This window comes from Actinomycetospora sp. NBC_00405 (assembly GCF_036044095.1).
In the GTDB taxonomy this organism is placed as follows: Bacteria; Actinomycetota; Actinomycetes; order Mycobacteriales; family Pseudonocardiaceae; genus Actinomycetospora; species Actinomycetospora callitridis.
The window spans coordinates 77,386-95,540 of the sequence record NZ_CP107938.1; the positions used below are offsets into that span (position 1 = coordinate 77,386).

Below are 18,155 nucleotides of genomic sequence, written 5' to 3' on the forward strand. Positions count from 1 at the left end.
GCGGAAGATGTACGCGATCGTGAAGACCGGCGGCAAGCAGTACAAGGTCGCGGTCGGCGACGTCATCGACGTGGAGCTCCTCGACGGTGACACCGTGGACCTCCAGCCGGTCCTGCTCGTCGACGGCAGCACCGTCCTCAGCTCGGCGTCCGACCTCGAGAAGGTCAGCATCTCCGGCAGCATCGTCGGGGAGCACAAGGGCCCGAAGATCAAGATTCTGAAGTACAAGAACAAGACCGGGTACAAGCGGCGCGTCGGCCATCGCCAGCGCTACAGCCGCCTCGAGGTCACCGACATCTCGAAGTAAGGGGAGCAGGAATGGCTCACAAGAAGGGTGCGTCCAGCTCCCGCAACGGTCGCGACTCGAACGCCCAGATGCTCGGCGTCAAGCGTTACGGCGGCCAGGTCGTCAAGGCCGGCGAGATCCTCGTCCGCCAGCGCGGCACCAAGTTCCACCCGGGCGTCGGTGTCGGCCGCGGCGGCGACGACACGCTGTTCGCCCTCATCCCGGGCGCCGTCACCTTCGGGACGAAGCGCGGACGCAAGAACGTCAACATCGTGCCGGTGGAAGAGACCGTCTCCGCCTGAGCACCGTGTAGCAGCAGTACCGTCAGGGGTGGGTCCGGGACTCTCGGACCCGCCCCTTTCGTTCGTCTCCACCCCCGTTCTCGGAAGGACACCGCACACCCGATGGCCCGGTTCGTCGACCACGTGACGCTGCACGTCACGGCGGGGAGCGGCGGCCACGGGTGCGCGTCGATCCGCCGGGAGAAGTTCGTGCCCCTCGGCGGACCGGACGGTGGGAACGGCGGGCGCGGCGGGGACGTGGTGCTGGTGGTCGATCCCGGCGTCCACACGCTGCTCGACTTCCACCACCGGCCCCACGCGGTGGCCGGCAACGGGAAGCCGGGCATGGGGAGCTTCCGCCACGGCGCGAACGCCGAGGACATCGAGCTCGCCGTGCCCGAGGGGACGGTCGTGCTCGACACCGACGGCGAGGTCGTCGGCGACCTCACCGGCATCGGCACCCGGCTCGTCGCGGTCCGCGGCGGTCGCGGGGGGCTCGGCAACGCCGCCCTGGCCGGGCCGTCGCGCAAGGCCCCGGGCTTCGCGCTGCTCGGCGAGCCGGGGGAGTCACGCGACCTCGTGCTCGAGCTGCGCTCGATGGCCGACGTCGGGCTGGTCGGGTACCCGAGCGCGGGCAAGTCGTCGCTGGTCAGCGCCATCAGCGCGGCCAAGCCGAAGATCGCCGACTACCCGTTCACCACGCTGGCGCCCAATCTCGGGGTGGTCTCGGCGGGCGGCAGCTCCTACACGGTGGCCGACGTCCCGGGCCTCATCCCCGGCGCCAGCGAGGGCAAGGGCCTGGGGCTGGACTTCCTGCGCCACATCGAGCGCTGCTCGGTGCTCGTGCACGTCGTGGACTGTGCGACGTTCGAGCCCGAGCGCGACCCGGTGTCCGACATCCGCGCGCTCGAGGCCGAGCTCGCCGCCTACACCCCGGCGTTGGGCACCGACCTCGCCGCGCGCCCCCGGATCGTCGCGCTCAACAAGATCGACGTGCCGGACGCCGCCGACCTCGCGGAGATGGTGCGCGCGGAGGTGGCCGAGTTCGGGTGGCCGGTCGTGGAGATCTCCACCGCGAGCCACGCCGGCTTGCAGGAGCTGGCCTACAAGATGGCCGCGGCCGTCGACGAGGCCCGGGCCACCGCGGCCCCCTCGACCGCCCCGCGCGTCGTCTTGCGCCCCACCGCCGTCGACGACACCGGCTTCACCGTCGGCCGCGACCCCGAGGATGGCCGAGAAAAGCAATCCTGGCTGGTCCAGGGCGAGAAGCCCGAGCGCTGGGTCCGGCAGACCGACTTCACCAACGACGAGGCCGTCGGCTACCTCGCCGACCGGCTCGCCCGCCTCGGGGTCGAGGAGGCCCTCGCCGAGGCGGGGGCAGTGCCGGGCGACATGGTGACGATCGGCATCAACACCTTCGACTGGGAGCCCTCGACACCGGCCGGCGTGGCGGCGATGCGGGGCAACCGCGGCACCGACCCCCGCCTCGAGGGCATCGACAACGTCGACCGGGCGTCCGCGGCCGAGCGCCGAGCGGCCCGCGACGAGCGCCGCCGCCACCGCGACGACGACGAGCTCGGCATCGCGCCGTGGCACGAGGAGTACGAGGACGTGCCCGCCGAACTCCGCGGCGACGATCGATGACTGCCCGCGAGGCCGTCGCCGGGGCGCGGCGGCTGGTGGTGAAGATCGGGTCGACGTCGCTCACGTCGGTCGACGGGGGGCTCGACGTGGGGCGCCTCGACGCGCTGGTCGACGCCGTGGCCGCCCGCGCGGCGGGCACCCAGGTGGTGCTCGTGTCGTCCGGGGCGATCGCGGCGGGCCTGCGTCCGCTGGGGCTGCCGCGCCGGCCCCGGGACCTCGCGACGCAGCAGGCCGCCGCGGGTGTCGGGCAGCTGCACCTGACCCGCGCCTACGCCGAGGCCTTCGCCCGCCACGGCCGCACCGTGGGGCAGGTCCTGCTCACCTCCCACGACGTCGTGCGGCGCCAGCCCTACCGCAACGCCCAGCGCACCTTCGAGCGCCTGCTCGGGCTCGGTGTCGTCCCGGTGGTCAACGAGAACGACACCGTGGCCACCGACGAGATCCGGTTCGGGGACAACGACCGGCTGGCCGCGCTCGTCGCCCACGTGATCTCGGCCGACGCGTTGGTGCTGCTCAGCGACGTCGCCGGGGTCTACGACGCCGACCCGCGCGATCCCGGGGCCACGCTGGTCCGGGAGGTCACGGGCGGCGCCGACCTCGCCGGGGTGCGCGTCGGCAAGACGTCCTCGCTGGGCACCGGCGGGATGGCATCCAAGCTCGCCGCGGCGGACCTCGCCAGCGGCGCCGGCGTGCCCGTCCTCGTGGCCGCGGCCGCCGACGCCCCCGCGGCGCTCGACGGCGCCGAGGTCGGGACGGTGTTCGCGCCCCACGGCCCGCGGCTGTCGGCCCGCCGCTTCTGGCTGCGGCACATGGCCGGCACGCGCGGGCGGCTGCACCTCGACGCCGGCGCGGTGAAGGCCGTGGTCGGGCGCCGGCGCTCCCTGCTCGCGGCCGGGATCGTGGGTTCGGACGGTGACTTCGAGGCCGGCGACGTCGTCGACCTCGTCGACCCGCGGGGGGACGTCGTCGCCCGCGGGGTCGTCGCGTTCGACGCCGAGGAGCTTCCGGAGATCTCCGGGCGGTCCAGCGAGGACCTGGCGCCGGAGCACCGCCGCGAGGTCGTGCACGCGGACGATCTCGTGCCGGTCGGTTCGCCGGTCCCGGCCACCGATCCCGCGACCACCAGCCCCTCGAGCTGACGCGCTCCCGGAGCGGTCGGGCGGCCGCGCCGCGTCAGAAGGGCGGCGGGTCGTCCGCGGCGTGCACCGCGGGCGGGATCGCGGGTGTGTGGGTGATGGTGCCCAAGCCCGCCCTCCGGAGGAACCGCTGCCGCCAGCCGGGATCGTCCTCGCTCCAGCCCTCGTCCGGCAGGGGCCGAGGCCGCGTGGACGGTCGGGGCGGCGGGAGCGGCTCGAGGATTCTCTTGGGCAGGGTCGTGTGGCGGACGCCGGCGCGGGTGCGGATCTCGAAGCGGCCCGGGGCCGGTTGCCGGACCCGCCAGCCGCCGTGGTGCTTCGCGCGGTGGTGGTGGCGGTCCCAGACGCCCAGGTTCCAGGGTGAGGTCGGACCGCCCAGGGCGTGGTCGACCGTGTGGTCGAGGTCGGCCTTGTGGGCGGGGCGCCGGCAGCCGGGCGCGACGCAGTGCCGGTCGCGGACCCGGACCCAGCGGTCGATCTCGGCGCGCGGGCGCCGACGTGCGGGATCGCCGGCCTGCTCCCGCGGCGGGCGACCGAGGCCCGAGGTGACCTCGCGGAGCCGCTGCTGGAGCTCGGCGAGCAGCGGAGCCCAGGCTCCTGCTCGTGAGGACTCAGGGCGGCCAGCAGCGTCGTCGGGACCTGGAGCTCGACGATGGCGGTGCACGGCTCGTCCCCGGGGCGCCGTGGTGGGCCTGGGCCGCAGGGGTGGGGTCGTCGGCGGGCGAGGAGAACGTGCTGGAGGCGGCCGTCGTCGTCGGTGAGCACCACCCGCCACTCGCCGCGGTGATGCCGGAGGAGCACGGCCCGGGCGTCGCCGGCGAGCACGGTCCCGTAGCCGGGGACCGTGCCCGGGAGCTGGTCGAGTCCGAGGGCCGTCGAAAGTCGCAGGCGGAGCTCGGAGGTCCCGCTGCGAACGCGACCCGGGCCGGGCTCGGGCCCGTCGAGCATCGGCGGGAGGTCCTGCTCGGGAAGGTCCCGGAGGTCGAGGACGCCCTGCGTCGGCGCCTCGCCGGCGGTGGCCCCCGCGGCGTCGGGACCGCGGTCGTCGGAGGGGTGGTCGTCCGGAGTGGGGTCGTCCGGCGGGCCCGATCCGCCGTCGGGCCCGGAGCCGTCGGGTCCGGAGTCGTTCGGTCCGGAGTCGTCGGGCGAGCCTGAACCGTCGTCGGGCCCGGAGGGCGGCGGGTCGCGGTACTCCGCGGCCAGCGTGAGAGCCACGTGCCGGTCGTCGAGGCCCGCCACGGAGCCGTCGAGCAACCGCGCGGCGACCGCGGCACGCACGGCACCGATCGGGATCAGCACCCCCAGCCCGCGCACCGCGGCGGCGAGGGCGTCGACCCGGTCGCGCATGGACAGGCCGTCGACGGCGTTGACGTCGCAGATCGACAGGGTGGCCGTGCCCGACGGGTTGGGCGAGAGGATCACCCGGGCGTTCTTCTCGGCGCGCTTCTGGCGTCGCTTGGCCCACTCCGGATCGAGCGCGGCCGCGGTCTCCTCGATACGGCGTATCAGCTCGCCCACCGGCAGCTCGGGAGCCTCGGGCAGGAGTTCGGAGCAGACGAGGCGGGCGTGGTCGTCGGCGAGGTCGCGCGTCCACTCGCAGAACCGCTGCGCCTTGGGCTCGTCCAGCCACCCGCTCCGGAGCGCGTCGCCGACCTCGGGCAACCGACCGAACAGATCGTCGGCCAGGTCGAGCTTGCGGCCGGACATCGTGGGCGACCATCCCAGGATGGCGGCGATCTCGTCGCCGGAGAACTCGTCGAGCTCCGGGCGCCGATCGGTGCGGCCGGCCTGCGCGCGACCCAGGTGGTGGATGGCCTCCAGGAAGCCCGCCGCGGCCTGGCTCTGGGCCCGTGCGCAGGCCCGGACGTAGGACGCCAGGTCCTCACCGGTCAGCGCCGCCGGCGACAGCCGCTCCAGGGCGTCGACCAGCCCCGCGCCCGGCGCGAGCGCGTCCAGCTCGGCCGCGAGGCCGCACCGGACGTCCTGGTCGATGCTCACGGGAACGACGTTAGGGGCGACCCCCGACAGCGACGGCCGAAAAAAGTGGCTCCCAGGACCCCCGCGAGGTCACGGAACGGTCACGATTCCCTGCTCGAGAGCCCGGGGTCCCCGGAGCGCGTGGGGTGGGCACAATGGCGGGCGTGCCGAGCCCGACCGCGACCACCCCGACCACGCAGCGCACGCCCACCGAGATCGTCACCGACTGCGGCCGCCGCGCCGCTGCGGCCGCCCCGCGGATGGCGGCGGCGACCGACCACGAGGTCGCGACCGCCCTGCGCGGGATGGCGACGCTGCTCGTCGAGGCCGCCGACACCGTGCTCGAGGCCAACACCGCGGACGTCGAGGCCGCCGAGAGCACGGGGACCACCTCGGCGCTCGTCGACCGCCTGCGCCTCGACCGGGCGCGCCTCGAAGGCATGGCCCAGTCGCTGGTCGAGCTCGCCGACATCCCGACGCCGGAGATCGACACCGTCCTCGAGGAGCGCCCGGACGGGCTGCGCCTGATCGAGCGTCGCCGGCCCGTCGGCGTGATCGGCGCGAACTTCGAGGCGCGTCCCAATGTCGTGGTCGACGTCGCCTCCCAGCTGCTGAAGTCCCGCAACGCGGGCGTCCTGCGCACCGGCGGCGCGGCGCTCGCCTCGGCCACCGCGCTGATGGAGGCCGTCGTCGCCCCCGCGCTCGCCGGCGCGGGACTGGACCCCGACTCCGTCGTGCTGGTCACCGACCCGCGCCGCGAGTGCGCCGTCGAGCTGGTGCGCCGCCCGGGCCTGATCCCGCTGGTCATCCTGCGCGGCTCCGGCGACACGACGCGCTCGCTCGGTCTCGAGGCGGCCCAGCACGGGGTGCGCACGCTCGCCCACGCCGACGGCGGGGGCGTGCTCTACGTCGACCGTGCCGCGCCCCTCGAGCTCGCGCACACGCTCGTGACCTCGTCGATCGACCGGCTCGGCGTCTGCAACCGCCTCAACCTCCTGCTCGTCGACGAGCACCGCTGGGACGAGCTGGTCCCGGACCTGGTCGCGCTCCTCGAGGGGCACGGCCTGCGCGCGTCGCTGCCCCCGCACGAGCACGCCCTCGGGCACGAGTGGGCGCTCGACGACGGGAACGAGGCGACGGTGACCCTGGCGCCCGTGGACGGCCCGGCCGACGCGGCCACCACGGCCAACCGTGAGACGTCGGGGCTCGCGGCGACGATCGTGACCTCCGACGAGGCCTCGGCACGGGAGTTCCTCGACACCTACGCCGGCACCGGCGCCTTCTGGAACGCCACAACCCGCCTGCTCGACGGCGTCAAGCTGCGCCGCGTCCCGGAGACCGGCATCAACGTCGACCACGTCCCGGGCCCCCGCGGCCCCGTGGTCTTCACCGATCTCTGCCTGCGCCAGTACGTCGTGGTCCCCGCGTCGACGGCGATCGGGCACCCCGAGTAGCTCAGGCGTTCGTCGTCACGGCCCCGGAGCTCGTGTTGAGGCGCAGGTAGCCGCGCTCGAAGTTCTGGCGCACCCCGCCGGTGACCGCGAACTGGTCGCCCTTCGGGTAGCCGAGGCTCGACCGCTCGGAGCCCAGCTGGGCCCAGCGCGTGAGGATCGGGCCCCGCACGGGCCAGGCCCCCGTCGCCGAGGTCCAGTAGACGACGCCGGACTGGAACTGGTTGTAGCGCCCGCGCCGGTCGGGGGTCGCCTTCTCGTCGGTCCGCGGCAGACCGAGCACCGAGCCCGCGGCGCCGAGGGCGTCGTAGCGGGAGTTGATCACGCCCTGCACCGACCAGGCCCCGGTGGCGCTCGACCAGTAGACCGCGCCGTTGCTCCCGGAGAACCGGGTCATGCGCGCCGACCTCGACGTCGGGCTCTCGACCACCGACGGCTCGGCGAGCACGCTGCGCTGCGCCAGCCACTTCTGCCGGATCGGGTAGGTCGCGAGGTTGCCGACCAGCGCCGCGGTGCGCGAGCGGATGGTCGGCATGGAGCGGATGCCGGTGTTGCCGGGGCACTCGGTGGCGCCCACGTCGCGGTGCGCGAACACGGTCGGCAGCGTCACCGCGCGGCCCTTCGGGTAGCGCGACGTGCCGCCCCCGCCGCTGGTCAGCGTGACCGTGGCGTTCGGGTCGCGGTAGAGCCCGCCCAGCTTGTACGCCGCGAGCTGCGCGGTCGCCTCGACGGTGGCGGCCGGCGGGGCGACCGAGGTGAAGTCGCCCATCATCCCGATGCCGAAGGTCTCGCGGTTGAACCCGCCGGCGTGCGCGGCGATCACGGAGCGGGCCAGGCCCCCGGCCCGGCCTTCGAACACCGTCCCGTACCGGTCGACGAGGACGTTGTAGCCGATGTCGCCCCAGCCCTGCGTGCGGGCGTGGTAGGTGTAGATCCCCCGGACGATGGCCGCGGACTCGGCGGCCGAGTAGGCGTTCGTGCCCGCCGTGTGGTGGATCGTCACCGCCCGCACGGTGGGCGTGTACTCCGGTGTCCACGTCATCAGGCGCTCGTCGGCGCCCCACTGCGCGCGGGTCACGACGGCCGGGCTGCTCGGGCTGCCCGTCGCCCCGCCGGGGGTGACGGCGGCCGCCGCGATCCGGGCGTCGTTGCTGCCGGTCCCCGGGTCGATCGAGGTGAGCGCCACCCGCTGGGTCACCGGCTGCCCGTCGGTGCTCGCCCGGACCTGCACCTCCTTGCTGTCGGCCACCCAGACCGGCTCGGTGCCGGTCGAGGCGGCGCGCCGCCCGTCGCGCTCGGTGTCGACCGGGTCGACCCGCGTCCACGGCCCGAACAGCCCGGTGGCGAGCCGGCTGCGCAGCTCGATGAGCTGCGGTGTCGCCCCGGTCCAGGTCACCGCGACGAGCTTGAGCGGATCGGGGCTCGTGGCCTGGCGTGCGCCGCCCGAGTCGGGGGAGGGGCTCGGCGTGGTGAGGCGCTCGTCCTCCACCTGCGCCGGCGTCGCCGCCGCGGACGGGAGCCGGGCGGGCTCGACGTCCTCCGTCTCGCCCGACGGTGGCGCCATGCCGATCGACGGGGCGGCCGACGCCGGCACCCCCGTCGCCACCAGCACCGCCGCGAGCGGGGCCACGAGCCCCGCACCCACCCAACGCCCTGCAGCCCGCGTCCTTCGGCCCACGATCCCCCCGATCGGTCGTCCACAGGGAGAACGCGCCGGGCATGCGGGAGATACGGGGCGTGCTCGAGGAGCCTGATCAGCCGCCGGACTCGGCGATCGCCTTGATCTTCTGCAGCGTCGCGCGCATGTTCGCCCGGTTGGTCCGCCCGCGCGCCCAGCCGGCCAGCGTCCAGTACAGCCGCGTCCCGATGCTCGGGGTGAGGCGGAACGACTCGGTGACGTCGGTGCCGTCGTCCTCGGGCTGGAACCGGTAGTGCCAGTTGTTGATCGAGCGCCCGCCCACCAGCACCTCGAACCCGAACTCGCGGCCCGGCTTGCACGCGGTGATCCGGCAGGTCGACCAGTAGGTCGGGCCCCGGCCGTTGCGGTGCACGTGCCCGCGGAAGCGCGTGCCGACCGCCGGCCCGGTCGCGCCGTCGAGCCACTCGGCCTCGAAGGTCTCCTCGCTGTAGCGGTGCGTCTGCGCGACGTCCGAGACCAGCTCCCACACCGTCTCCGGCGACGCCCGGATGTGCTCGGTCACCGCGTCCTGCATCGCCCACTCCTCGGTCCGGTTCGGCTGCGCCGCACCGTCCCACACACGATCAACGGCCGAGCACCACGGCTCGGTCGCGCACCTGGTCCCAGATGTCGTAGGGCAGGTCCGCCCAGACGAACACGTCCTCGACGGTGGCGAACCGGCCCGCCGCGGAGCGGCACGCGACGATGCGCTCGGCGTGCTCCGGCGCGATCCCGCAGACCCGGGCGATGGCCTGGGCCGGCGCGGCGTTGAGGTCGACGAGACCGCCGTCGTCGTAGGAGCGCGGCAGGTCCGGGCGCCCGACGCGCAGCTCGTGGGCCAGCAGGGGGTCCTGCGCGGCGAGACGGCGGGCCTCGTCGCGACGACCGCGCGCCGCGAGCGCGGCGGTGACGGCCGGGTCCGGCAGCGGGCGGTCCCAGCCGGTGGGCCGGGCCCGGGGACCGAACACCTGGTGCCGCACCACGATCAGCGTGGCCAGCCCGCCGACGAGGAGCGTCAGGATGCTCATCGAGGAGAGGGTCGCGAAAAGGCCGGTCGTGGAGCCGTCGGGTCCGCGGTCCGCCGCGCCGACGAACACGAAGGTCGCGACCACGAGGATGAGCGACGCGACCGCGGCGACCACGTGCCACGGCCGCCGGGTGCGGACGGCGGCGGAGGCCAGCGGCACCGGGAGCAGGAGCCCGGCGCCGAGCAGGTGGACGAAGAACCACCAGCCGCCGCGGGTGAACCAGTTCCCGGTGGGCGGGCCGGCCACCCGCGGGCCGCTCAGGACGGCACCTGGTCGCGCAGGACGCGCTTGAGCAGCTTCCCCGACTGGTTGCGGGGCAGCTCGTCCACGACGTGGATGCTCTTCGGCGTCTTGTAGCCCGCGAGCCGCCCGCGGGCGTGCGCGATCAGCTCCTCGGACGACACCTCGCCCTTGAGCACCACGAACGCCGCCACCGCCTCGATCCAGCGCTCGTCGGGCACCCCGATCACCGCGGCCTCGGCGACGGCCTCGTGGGTGTAGAGCGCGTCCTCGACCTCGCGGGACGCGACGAGCACACCACCGGTGTTGATCACGTCCTTGATGCGGTCGACGACGGTGATGTAGCCCTGCTCGTCGATCCGCACGAGGTCGCCGGAGTGGAACCAGCCGTCGCGGAAGGCCTCGGCGGTCTCCTCGGGCTTGTCCCAGTAGCCCTCGCAGAGCTGGGGCGAGCGGTAGACGACCTCGCCGGTGCCGCCGGGCTCGACGTCGTCGCCCTGGTCGTCGATCACCCGGAGCTCGACGAACAGCACCGGGCGCCCGCACGACTCCGGGCGCTCCTCGTGCTCCTCGGGCTGCAGCACGGTGGCGAGCGGGCCGATCTCCGACTGCCCGAAGCAGTTGTAGACCGCGAGTCCCGGCAGGTGCTCGCGCAGCCGGGCGAGCACCGGCCCGGGCATGATCGACGCGCCGTAGAACGCCTTGCGCAGGCTCGAGAGGTCGCGCGTGCCGAAGTCCGCGTGGTTCGCCAGCGGCACCCACACCGTTGGGGCGAGGAACAGCGCGCCCAGCCGGTCGTCCTCGACCCGGCGCAGGATCTCCGGGATGTCGGGCGCCTCCATGAGGTGGTTGACCGCGCCGACCATCAGGTAGGGCATGAGGAAGCAGTGCATGCCCGCCGAGTGGTACAGCGGCATCGGGTGCAGCGGGTCGTCCCCGTCGCCCATCCCCATCGCGTGCACGCACGAGACGTACTCGTGCACCAGCGCGCGGTGGGTCATCATCGCGCCCTTGGGTCGCGACGTGGTGCCCGACGTGTAGAGCAGCTGGACGAGGTCGGTGTCGGCGACGGTGCTGGTCAGCTCCGGGAGCTCACCGGTGCCGGCGCGCTCCAGCAGGGAGCCCGCCGCGTCGCGCAGCGGGACCACCTGCTTCGGCTGGCTGTCCAGCGCGTCGACGGGGCCGGCGAGCGCCGGGTCGATGAGCAGCAGGCGGCTGCCCGACTGCTCGACCAGGTAGCCGAGCTCCTCGCCCGTGAGCGCGTAGTTGATCGGCACGTGGACCGCGCCGAGCCGGGCGCACCCGAGGAACGCGAGCAGGTAGGCGTCGGAGTTGCGCCCGTAGGCGGCGACGCGGTCGCCGGCGGACACTCCCAGCTCGCCGAGGTAGCCCGCGGCGCGGGTGACGGCGTCGTCGAGCTTCCGGTAGGTCCACGTCCGGTCGGCGAAGTGCAGGGCGACACGGTCGGGGGTGCGGCGCGCGCTGCGCGCCAGCACCCCGTCGACCGTGCTCGAGCGGGGATCCACGGGGTGTGTCCTCCTCGACGGCGCGGGCGGTCAGGCGTGGGCGTCGCCGACGGCGACCTCGCCGCCCGCGGCGACGTCGGCGTAGACGCCGGCGCACGCCCACTTCCCGGCGACCTCGGGCTTGTCGATCTGGATGCGGTTGTTCTTCGCGACCGTGCGCAGGGTGTTGCGGTCCTCGGGGAGGTCGCCCTGGGCCATCGTGGTCATGACGCAGCGCATGGTCTGGAAGGTGTACGCGACCCGCACGTCGTCGCCGAGCGTCATCTCCTGCCCGGGCCAGTCGTTCTCGACGAAGCCGGGCGGGGTGTCGGCGAGGACGACGTTCGGCCGATAGCGGCGCACGTCGAACTCGCTGTCCGGCGCCAGCTCCCGCAGCCGCGCGAGGGTCGACTCGGTGACGACGTGCAGCGCCGCGAGGTCGTAGAAGCGGCCGGGCGGGGCGAAGGCGGCGACGTCGAAGTGGCTGATCGCCTCGCCGGTGTCCTCCTGGCGCTTGGTGGTCGCCTCGATGATGTGCTCCGGGCCCAGCTCGGCGCGCTCGAGGCCGTCGATGTCCACCCAGAGCTCCTCGAACGCCACGCCGTCCGGCGGCGTCGTGATCAGCTTGACCTCGCGGCCGAGCACGTCGGAGAGCGCCTGGTCGATGTCGGCGTCGTCGCTGCGGCGCGTGGACCCGTCGGGGAACGTGATGACCACGGGCGGGGCCGCCTCCCCGGCCACGGGCTCGCCGGCGAACGCCGCCGAGAACTCGAGCAGCTTCGCCCAGCGCTTCGGGACCTTGGCGCTGGCGACGATGCCGGTCTCGACGTCGAGGACGGCGTAGGCGCGGTCGCCCAGCACCCCCCGCTCGTCGAACGTGGCGCGCGACAGGGACTCTCCGAGCATCGACTTGACGGGGTAGCGGTACAGAGCGGCGATGGTCACACCCGAGTGGTTACCATCCGGCGGCGCCGTCGGGAACCGGCCGCGCGGTCGGGTCTGTCCGATCGTCTGTCCGGTCTCCGCGATCCCCTCGGCCGCGGAACCACACGGCGCCGGCGGCCACACCGCTCGCGACCAGCGTCGCGGCCGTGACGACGAGCAGGTACGAGCCGAGCCACACGTGCTTGGCGACCTCGCAGTACCCGTCGCCGAGCACCGCGACGAGCACGATCCCGAGCGCGGTGACGGCGAGCGTGCCCGCGGTGAGCGCGAGCCCCCTGCCCGTGCGGGTGGTCGCGGCCGACAGGCGAGGGACCCGGGAGGCGATCAGCGCCAGCGCCGCGGCCAGGAGGGCCAGGACGACGACCGTCGGCGGCACCCAGCGCCCCGGCAGCCCGTCGAAGTAGACGAACGTCGGGCCCATCAGCTGCGAGCCCTCGGGGAACGCGGGCCGGGGGATCTCGCCGCTGACGGTGCGCGGCCCGCCCGTCTCGCTCGCGAGGTAGGGGATGTGGGGTCGCAGGGTGGCGACGAGGCCCCGGTGCACCATGCGGGCCAGCACGAGCGGGTGCTGCGCCACCCACAGGCGCGCCGCGGAGCGCAGCTCGTCGGGCCGCGCGCCCACCGTCTCCGCCCAGCCCGGCACGCTGCGCCCGCCGTCGAGGTAGAAGTGCTGGCCGGCCTGCCGGAACGCCTCGGGGCGCAGTCCGAGTGCAGCCGTCGCCGCAGGCCCCGACTCGGGGAGCACGGCGGTGAACGCGAGGTTGTGGGCGTTGACCTTGTCGTAGGCCGCGTCCTGGGCCGCGATCCCGGAGAGGACCGCCGGCGCGGCGACGGCGACGGCGAGCAGGGCGACGGCGAGCCCCGGCGTCCGGCGCCACCACCGCCGGGTGCCGACCGTGACGACCGCGCAGACCCCGACCGCCACGAGCCCGACGGGCAGGAACCCCGGCTTGCCCGTGGCGGCGACGACGCCGCCCAGCGCGATCAGGCCGAGGGCCGCCGCCCGCGCGCCCCGGTCGGTGGGGCGGGTGACGGCGACCGTGAGCAGGCCCCACGCCATCCAGGCGGCGCCGAGCAGGCCGGCCGACTCGCTGAAGGAGGAGACCAGGAAGCGGGACCACCACGGGACGGCGAGCAGCGGGAGCAGGGGTGGCACGACCACCGCGAGCAGGACCGGGGCGACTCGTCGGACGCGCCGACCAGCCAGGGAAGGGGCGGACGTGGCGGCGAGGGTGGCGACCCCCGCGCCGGCGGCGAGGAGGCCGACGTAGACCGCGGCCAGCCACTCCAGCGAGAAGCGGTCCGAGCCGTCCGGGGCCGGCGGTGTGGCGTCGAGCGCGGTGGTGACCGCGACGGTCGCCTGCAGCACCAGCCCGGCGGAGGTGGTGGGCGCCTCGCGGGGGCAGTCGGGCCCGCCGGTGCGGTACTCGGTAACGGCGACCCCGTGGCCCGGGGCGGCGCGGTCGGAGGTGTCGGGCACGAGATCGGCGACGCAGTACAGGCGGATGGCGTCGCCGTTGTCCGCGGCGCCGATGGCGTCCCCGCCCACCAGGCCCAGCCGGGCGAGCAGCCCCGCGCCCACGAGCAGCGCGACCCCGACGGCGAGCAGCAGCCGGATCCCGCGGCCGACGACCGGCTCCCGGGGTGGGCCCTCGGGGCGCAGGTCTCCCTCGACGGGGTGCTCGGTGTGCTCACCGACCGTCGTCCCGGCGGTCATCGTCCCCCTCGTGCGCGGTGCGACCCGTGTCCCGGGCAGGGTGCCAGACCCCTCCTCGAGCCCGGCACCGACAGGCTCAGCCGGTGGTGGCCAGCACGAACGGGAGCACGGCGGGCGCCCCGGCCCGGCGCAGGAGCATCGAGGCGACGGTGAGCGTCCACCCCGAGTCCGCGACGTCGTCGATCAGCAGGACGGGGCCCGCGCCGAGGTCGAGGCCGGCCGGCACGGAGAGCCGCCCGTACACCTCGGCCAGGCGCTGCGCGGAGTTCGGCGGCTCGGGCTCGCTGTCGTCCTCGGGATCGGAGTAGCGCGGCGGGGCGCTGTCGGCCAGCGCGCCCAGGAGCGGCAGCCGGCCGATCGAGGCGATGCGCTGGGCGAAGCTCTCGACGAGGGCCGGACGCCCGCGGCTGGGCAGCCACACGATCCCGGCCGGCCGCTGCGCCCAGTCCCAGCCCTTGAGGACCTCCACGGCCGCGTCGACCAGCGCGTCGGGCACGAGGTCGTCCCCTTGCAGCAGCGGCCGCAGGCGCGGGCCCCACCCGACGTCGGTGAGCCGCCCGATCGCGCGCCCGTCCTCGGCCGCCTCCTCGGGCTTGATCTTGCCCTTGAGCGGGACGTCGAGGGCGTCCATGCCGCTGGGCCACTGCTTGCGCGGCGCCAGCGGGACCCCGGGCCGGTCGAGCGTCGCCTGCGCCTGCACGCGGACGTCCTCGCCGATCGCGGGGTCGGCGTGCCGGCCGGTGCAGTTGTCGCACCGCCCGCACGGTGTCGCGCCGGGGTCGTCGAGCTGGCGCCGGAGGAACTCCATGCGGCAGCCGTCGGTGGCGATGTAGTCGAGCATCGCCTGCTGCTCGGCGCGGCGGGCCTTCGCGAGACCGGTGTAGCGGGCGCCGTCGTACTCCCACGGCTGCCCGGTGGCCTCCCAGCCGCCCTTCACGCGGCGGACGGCGCCGTCGGTGTCGAGGACCTTGAGCATCATCTCCAGCCGGCCGCGGGAGAGCTCCACGCGCGGCTCGAGCGCGGCGGTGGACATCGGGCGCCCGGCGTCACCCAGCACCGAGAGGGCCACCCGCACCTGCGGCTCGGCCGGGAAGGCGAGCGAGGCGAAGTAGGCCCAGATGTCGCGGTCCTCGGGGCCGGGGAGCAGCAGCACCTCGGCGCGCTCGACGCCACGGCCTGCGCGGCCGATCTGCTGGTAGTAGGCGACGGGGGACTGCGGCGCCCCGAGGTGGACGACGAACCCGAGGTCGGGCTTGTCGAAGCCCATCCCCAGCGCCGACGTCGCCACCAGCGCCTTGACGCGGTTGGCCAGCAGGTCGTCCTCGGCGCGCTCGCGCTCGGCCGGGTCGGTCTTGCCGGTGTAGGCGGCGACGGGGTGCCCGCGTTCGCGCAGGAACGCGGCCAGCTCGTCGGCGGCCGAGACCGTCAGCGTGTAGACGATGCCCGAGCCCGGCAGGTCGTCGAGGTGCTGGGCGAGCCAGGCGAACCGATCGGCGCCCTTGGGCAGCGGGAGCACCCCGAGGCGCAGCGACTCCCGGTCGAGCTCGCCGCGCAGCACCAGCGCCTCGTCGTTGCTCTTCGACACGCCCAACTGATCGGCCACATCCGTCGTGACCCGGTCGTTGGCCGTGGCCGTCGTCGCCAGCACCGGCACGCCGTCGGGGAGCTCGGCGATCAGCGTGCGCAGCCGCCGGTAGTCGGGCCGGAAGTCGTGCCCCCAGTCGGAGATGCAGTGCGCCTCGTCGACGACGAGCATCCCGGCGGTGCGCGAGAGCTCGGGCAGCACCTGGTCGCGGAACTCGGGGTTGTTCAGGCGCTCGGGGCTCACGAGCAGGACGTCGACCTCGCCCGACTGGACCTGGCCGTAGACCAGCGACCAGTCGTCGGTGTTGGCGGAGTTGACCGTGACCGCGTGGATGCCGGCGCGGCCCGCCGCCTCGATCTGGTTGCGCATGAGCGCGAGCAGCGGGCTGACGATCACCGTCGGGCCCTTCCCGCGGGCCCGGAGCAGCGCGGTGGCCACGAAGTAGACCGCCGACTTGCCCCACCCGGTGCGCTGCACCACCAGCGCCCGCCGGCCCTCGGCCACCAGCGCGTGGATCGCCGACCACTGGTCCTCGCGCAGCGCGGCGTCGGGACCGGCCAGGCGCTGGAGCGTGGCCTCGGCGTCGGCGCGCAGATCGGACTCGGTCGCAACGGTCATGGCTCCATGGTGGACGACGGGTCCGACAGGCCGGGTGGTGCCGTCGGCCCGCGCGGAGTGAGGGACTCGCCGTCGTCGTCCGGCACGCACGTGCCCGCCGCGGCGATCGACGCCGCCCCGGCCGTCGACGCGCGGAGGAACCCCTACTAGGCCCCGGCCCCCTCACACCGGGTCCGGCGCGGCCTCGCGCTGACGCGTCAGCTCGGCGATCAGGGTGTCGGCGTCGTAGGGGCCGAGGTGGCGCACCGGCGGCGAGCCGTTCGCGCCGAGGTAGAAGGTCGGGGTCCCCGGCAGCTCGCTGGTGCGGGCGTCGATCTCGTCGTCGGCGACGCGGTTCTGCGCGCCTCCGTCGCGCAGGTCGTCCTCGATGCGGTCGACGTCGAGGCCGAGATCCGAGCAGTAGCGCAGCAGGTCCTCACGCTCGAGCGCGTCGTTGTGGATGAAGAAGGCGTCGTGGACGTCCCAGAACCGGCCCTGCTCGGCCGCGGCCTCGGAGACCTCGGCGGCGTCCCGGGCCCGCGGGTGGACGTCGTCGAGCGGCATGTGCCGGAACACGTAGCGCACGTCGTCGCCGAAGTGCGCCCGGACCTGCCGGATGCTGCCGGTGGCCTTGCTGCAGAACGGGCACTGGAAGTCGCCGTACTCGACGACCGTCAGCGGCGCGTCGACCGGCCCGCGGACGTGGTCGCGCTTCGGGTCGACCGGCCGGAGCAGTTCCATGGACGGCTCCTCGGGCTCCAGCCCGAGCCGCGCGCCGACGCGGAACACGCCGGCGCTCAGCACGAGTGCGATCACCGACGCCGCCAGCACGCCCACGCGCGCCTCGTCGGCGAGCAGGGGCTCGTCGTCGAGCGCGAGGTCGACGATGAACAGCGAGATCGTGAACCCGATCCCCGACAGCGCCGCGCCGCCGGCGACCTGCGGGATCCGGAGCCCGGGAGCGAGGCTGCCGGGGCGGAGCCGGGCGAACAGGGCCGTGGCCCCGGTGATGCCCACGAACTTGCCGAGGACGAGGCCGAGCACGACGCCCCAGGTCAACGGGGAGGTCAGGGACGCCCGGAGCGTCTCGGCGGTGAGAGGCACGCCGGCGTTGGCCAGCGCGAAGACCGGCACGATGATGAACGCGGTGTAGGGCTGGTAGAGCCGCATGAGCCGTTCGTTGACCGACACGGCCCGCTCCAGCCCGAGCCGCGCGGAGCGCGCGTACTCGGGGTTCGGCGACTGCCGGAAGGCCCTCGTGAGCGCGGCGGCCCGTTCGACCAGCGCGCGCTTGGGCGGGTAGACGGGCAGCAGCAGGGCGATGAGGACCCCGGCGAGGGTGGCGTGCACGCCGGACTCGTAGAAGGCCACCCAGGTGATGAGCGAGACGATCAGGTAGCCGCCGCCACGCCATACCCGCAACCGCCGGAGCTGCCAGATCGCGAGCAGTCCGAGCACACCCACCGCCAGCGGCACGAGCGACAGCTCGTCGGTGTAGACGACGGCGATGACCGCCAGCGCGCCCACGTCGTCCGCCACGGCGAGGGTCAGCAGGAAGATCCGCAGGCGCTCGGCCCGCCCGGGCCCGACCACGGCGAGCGCGCCGAGCAGGAACGCGGTGTCGGTGGAGATCACGACGCCCCACGCGGACGCGGCCGGCCCCGACGGGTTGAGCAGCAGGTACAGCAGCGCCGGGAGGACGAGGCCCGCGACGGCCGCCGCGAGCGGGACCGCCGCCTTCGACCGGTCGCGCAGCTCGCCCATCGCGAACTCGCGCTTGACCTCGAGCCCGATGACGAAGAAGAAGAGCGCCATCAGGCCGTCGTTGACCCAGTGCTGCAGGTCGAGGTCGATGCCCGCGTCGCCGACCGTGATCGCGAGCTGGATGTTCCAGAACGCGTCGTAGGTCCAGCCCCAGGGGGAGTTGGCCCAGACCAGCGCGATCACGGTCGCCGCCAGGACGAAGACGGCGGCCAGCGACTCGCTCGAGTCGCCGCGACGGGCGGCCTCGATGCGGTCGAGCACGCCTCGCCACGGGGACGGGCGGGTGGTCGTCACGTCGGCCATGGGGCCCGGTCCTCCTCG

15 protein-coding genes and 1 pseudogene are annotated in these 18,155 nt (G+C 74.6%); 6 read left to right on the top strand and 10 right to left on the bottom strand.

The window, feature by feature from the left end:
- The first annotated feature begins 7 nt into the window (after positions 1–7).
- The 4 genes from rplU to proB all read left to right on the top strand — a co-directional run bounded on the left by rplU (position 8) and on the right by proB (position 3,350).
- A complete protein-coding gene (gene rplU, locus OG774_RS00350) occupies positions 8–307 on the top strand; it encodes a 50S ribosomal protein L21 (protein WP_274195775.1) in 300 nt (99 codons plus the stop codon).
- Between the two features lie 11 nt (positions 308–318).
- A complete protein-coding gene (gene rpmA, locus OG774_RS00355; protein ID WP_274195774.1) occupies positions 319–588 on the top strand; it encodes a 50S ribosomal protein L27 in 270 nt (89 codons plus the stop codon).
- Between the two features lie 102 nt (positions 589–690).
- Positions 691–2,211, top strand: a complete 1,521-nt coding sequence (gene obgE, locus OG774_RS00360; RefSeq protein WP_328305966.1) for a GTPase ObgE — start codon at positions 691–693, stop codon at positions 2,209–2,211.
- On the top strand, positions 2,208–3,350 hold the full coding sequence (gene proB / locus OG774_RS00365; protein ID WP_328305967.1) for a glutamate 5-kinase: 1,143 nt from the start codon (positions 2,208–2,210) through the stop codon (positions 3,348–3,350). Before obgE ends, proB begins: the two co-directional genes overlap by 4 nt.
- A gap of 34 nt (positions 3,351–3,384) precedes the next feature.
- Here the strand turns inward: proB and OG774_RS00370 are convergent, their stop codons facing one another.
- Entirely contained in the window at positions 3,385–4,011 is a 627-nt protein-coding gene (locus tag OG774_RS00370) for an HNH endonuclease signature motif containing protein (RefSeq protein ID WP_328305968.1), read from the bottom strand.
- Positions 4,012–4,079: 68 nt separating this feature from the next.
- On the opposite strand from OG774_RS00370, the gene OG774_RS00375 reads away from it, so the two are divergent.
- On the top strand, positions 4,080–4,502 hold the full coding sequence (locus OG774_RS00375; RefSeq protein WP_328305969.1) for a hypothetical protein: 423 nt from the start codon (positions 4,080–4,082) through the stop codon (positions 4,500–4,502).
- A gap of 168 nt (positions 4,503–4,670) precedes the next feature.
- On the opposite strand, the pseudogene OG774_RS29760 reads toward OG774_RS00375, so the two are convergent.
- Positions 4,671–5,345 (bottom strand): annotated as a pseudogene (locus OG774_RS29760) (DUF222 domain-containing protein); the annotation flags it as partial.
- 134 nt (positions 5,346–5,479) lie between these two features.
- On the opposite strand from OG774_RS29760, the gene OG774_RS00380 reads away from it, so the two are divergent.
- Positions 5,480–6,778, top strand: a complete 1,299-nt coding sequence (locus tag OG774_RS00380) for an aldehyde dehydrogenase family protein (protein WP_442873925.1) — start codon at positions 5,480–5,482, stop codon at positions 6,776–6,778.
- A 1-nt stretch (position 6,779) separates the two neighbouring features.
- Here the strand turns inward: OG774_RS00380 and OG774_RS00385 are convergent, their stop codons facing one another.
- The 8 genes from OG774_RS00385 to nhaA all read right to left on the bottom strand — a co-directional run bounded on the left by OG774_RS00385 (position 6,780) and on the right by nhaA (position 18,137).
- Positions 6,780–8,405, bottom strand: coding sequence for an N-acetylmuramoyl-L-alanine amidase (locus OG774_RS00385; RefSeq protein ID WP_328305971.1), 1,626 nt, complete (start codon positions 8,403–8,405; stop codon positions 6,780–6,782).
- A gap of 124 nt (positions 8,406–8,529) precedes the next feature.
- Positions 8,530–8,988 (bottom strand): SRPBCC family protein, encoded by a 459-nt coding sequence (locus OG774_RS00390; RefSeq protein WP_328305972.1) that lies wholly within the window; start codon positions 8,986–8,988, stop codon positions 8,530–8,532.
- A 49-nt stretch (positions 8,989–9,037) separates the two neighbouring features.
- A complete protein-coding gene (locus OG774_RS00395) occupies positions 9,038–9,727 on the bottom strand; it encodes a ComEA family DNA-binding protein (protein WP_328305973.1) in 690 nt (229 codons plus the stop codon).
- 11 nt (positions 9,728–9,738) lie between these two features.
- Entirely contained in the window at positions 9,739–11,247 is a 1,509-nt protein-coding gene (locus OG774_RS00400; protein WP_328305974.1) for an acyl-CoA synthetase, read from the bottom strand.
- Positions 11,248–11,277: 30 nt separating this feature from the next.
- Positions 11,278–12,171 (bottom strand): MOSC domain-containing protein, encoded by an 894-nt coding sequence (locus OG774_RS00405; RefSeq protein ID WP_328305975.1) that lies wholly within the window; start codon positions 12,169–12,171, stop codon positions 11,278–11,280.
- A 10-nt stretch (positions 12,172–12,181) separates the two neighbouring features.
- A complete protein-coding gene (wsfD, locus tag OG774_RS00410) occupies positions 12,182–13,888 on the bottom strand; it encodes a glycan biosynthesis hexose transferase WsfD (RefSeq protein WP_328305976.1) in 1,707 nt (568 codons plus the stop codon).
- Positions 13,889–13,964: 76 nt separating this feature from the next.
- Positions 13,965–16,091, bottom strand: coding sequence for a RecQ family ATP-dependent DNA helicase (locus OG774_RS00415; protein WP_328305977.1), 2,127 nt, complete (start codon positions 16,089–16,091; stop codon positions 13,965–13,967).
- A gap of 162 nt (positions 16,092–16,253) precedes the next feature.
- A complete protein-coding gene (gene nhaA / locus OG774_RS00420) occupies positions 16,254–18,137 on the bottom strand; it encodes a Na+/H+ antiporter NhaA (protein WP_328305978.1) in 1,884 nt (627 codons plus the stop codon).
- Positions 18,138–18,155 lie beyond the last annotated feature (18 nt).

What these genes read in the sequence shown, in the direction of transcription:
- rplU (WP_274195775.1), top strand. Translation starts at nt 8, where the DNA reads ATGTACGCGATCGTGAAGACCGGCGGCAAGCAGTACAAGGTCGCGGTC.
- rpmA (WP_274195774.1), top strand. Translation starts at nt 319, where the DNA reads ATGGCTCACAAGAAGGGTGCGTCCAGCTCCCGCAACGGTCGCGACTCG.
- obgE (WP_328305966.1), top strand. Translation starts at nt 691, where the DNA reads ATGGCCCGGTTCGTCGACCACGTGACGCTGCACGTCACGGCGGGGAGC.
- proB (WP_328305967.1), top strand. Translation starts at nt 2,208, where the DNA reads ATGACTGCCCGCGAGGCCGTCGCCGGGGCGCGGCGGCTGGTGGTGAAG.
- OG774_RS00380 (WP_442873925.1), top strand. Translation starts at nt 5,480, where the DNA reads ATGGCGGGCGTGCCGAGCCCGACCGCGACCACCCCGACCACGCAGCGC.
- OG774_RS00390 (WP_328305972.1), bottom strand. Translation starts at nt 8,988, where the DNA reads ATGCAGGACGCGGTGACCGAGCACATCCGGGCGTCGCCGGAGACGGTG.
- wsfD (WP_328305976.1), bottom strand. Translation starts at nt 13,888, where the DNA reads ATGACCGCCGGGACGACGGTCGGTGAGCACACCGAGCACCCCGTCGAG.
- OG774_RS00415 (WP_328305977.1), bottom strand. Translation starts at nt 16,091, where the DNA reads ATGACCGTTGCGACCGAGTCCGATCTGCGCGCCGACGCCGAGGCCACG.
- nhaA (WP_328305978.1), bottom strand. Translation starts at nt 18,137, where the DNA reads ATGGCCGACGTGACGACCACCCGCCCGTCCCCGTGGCGAGGCGTGCTC.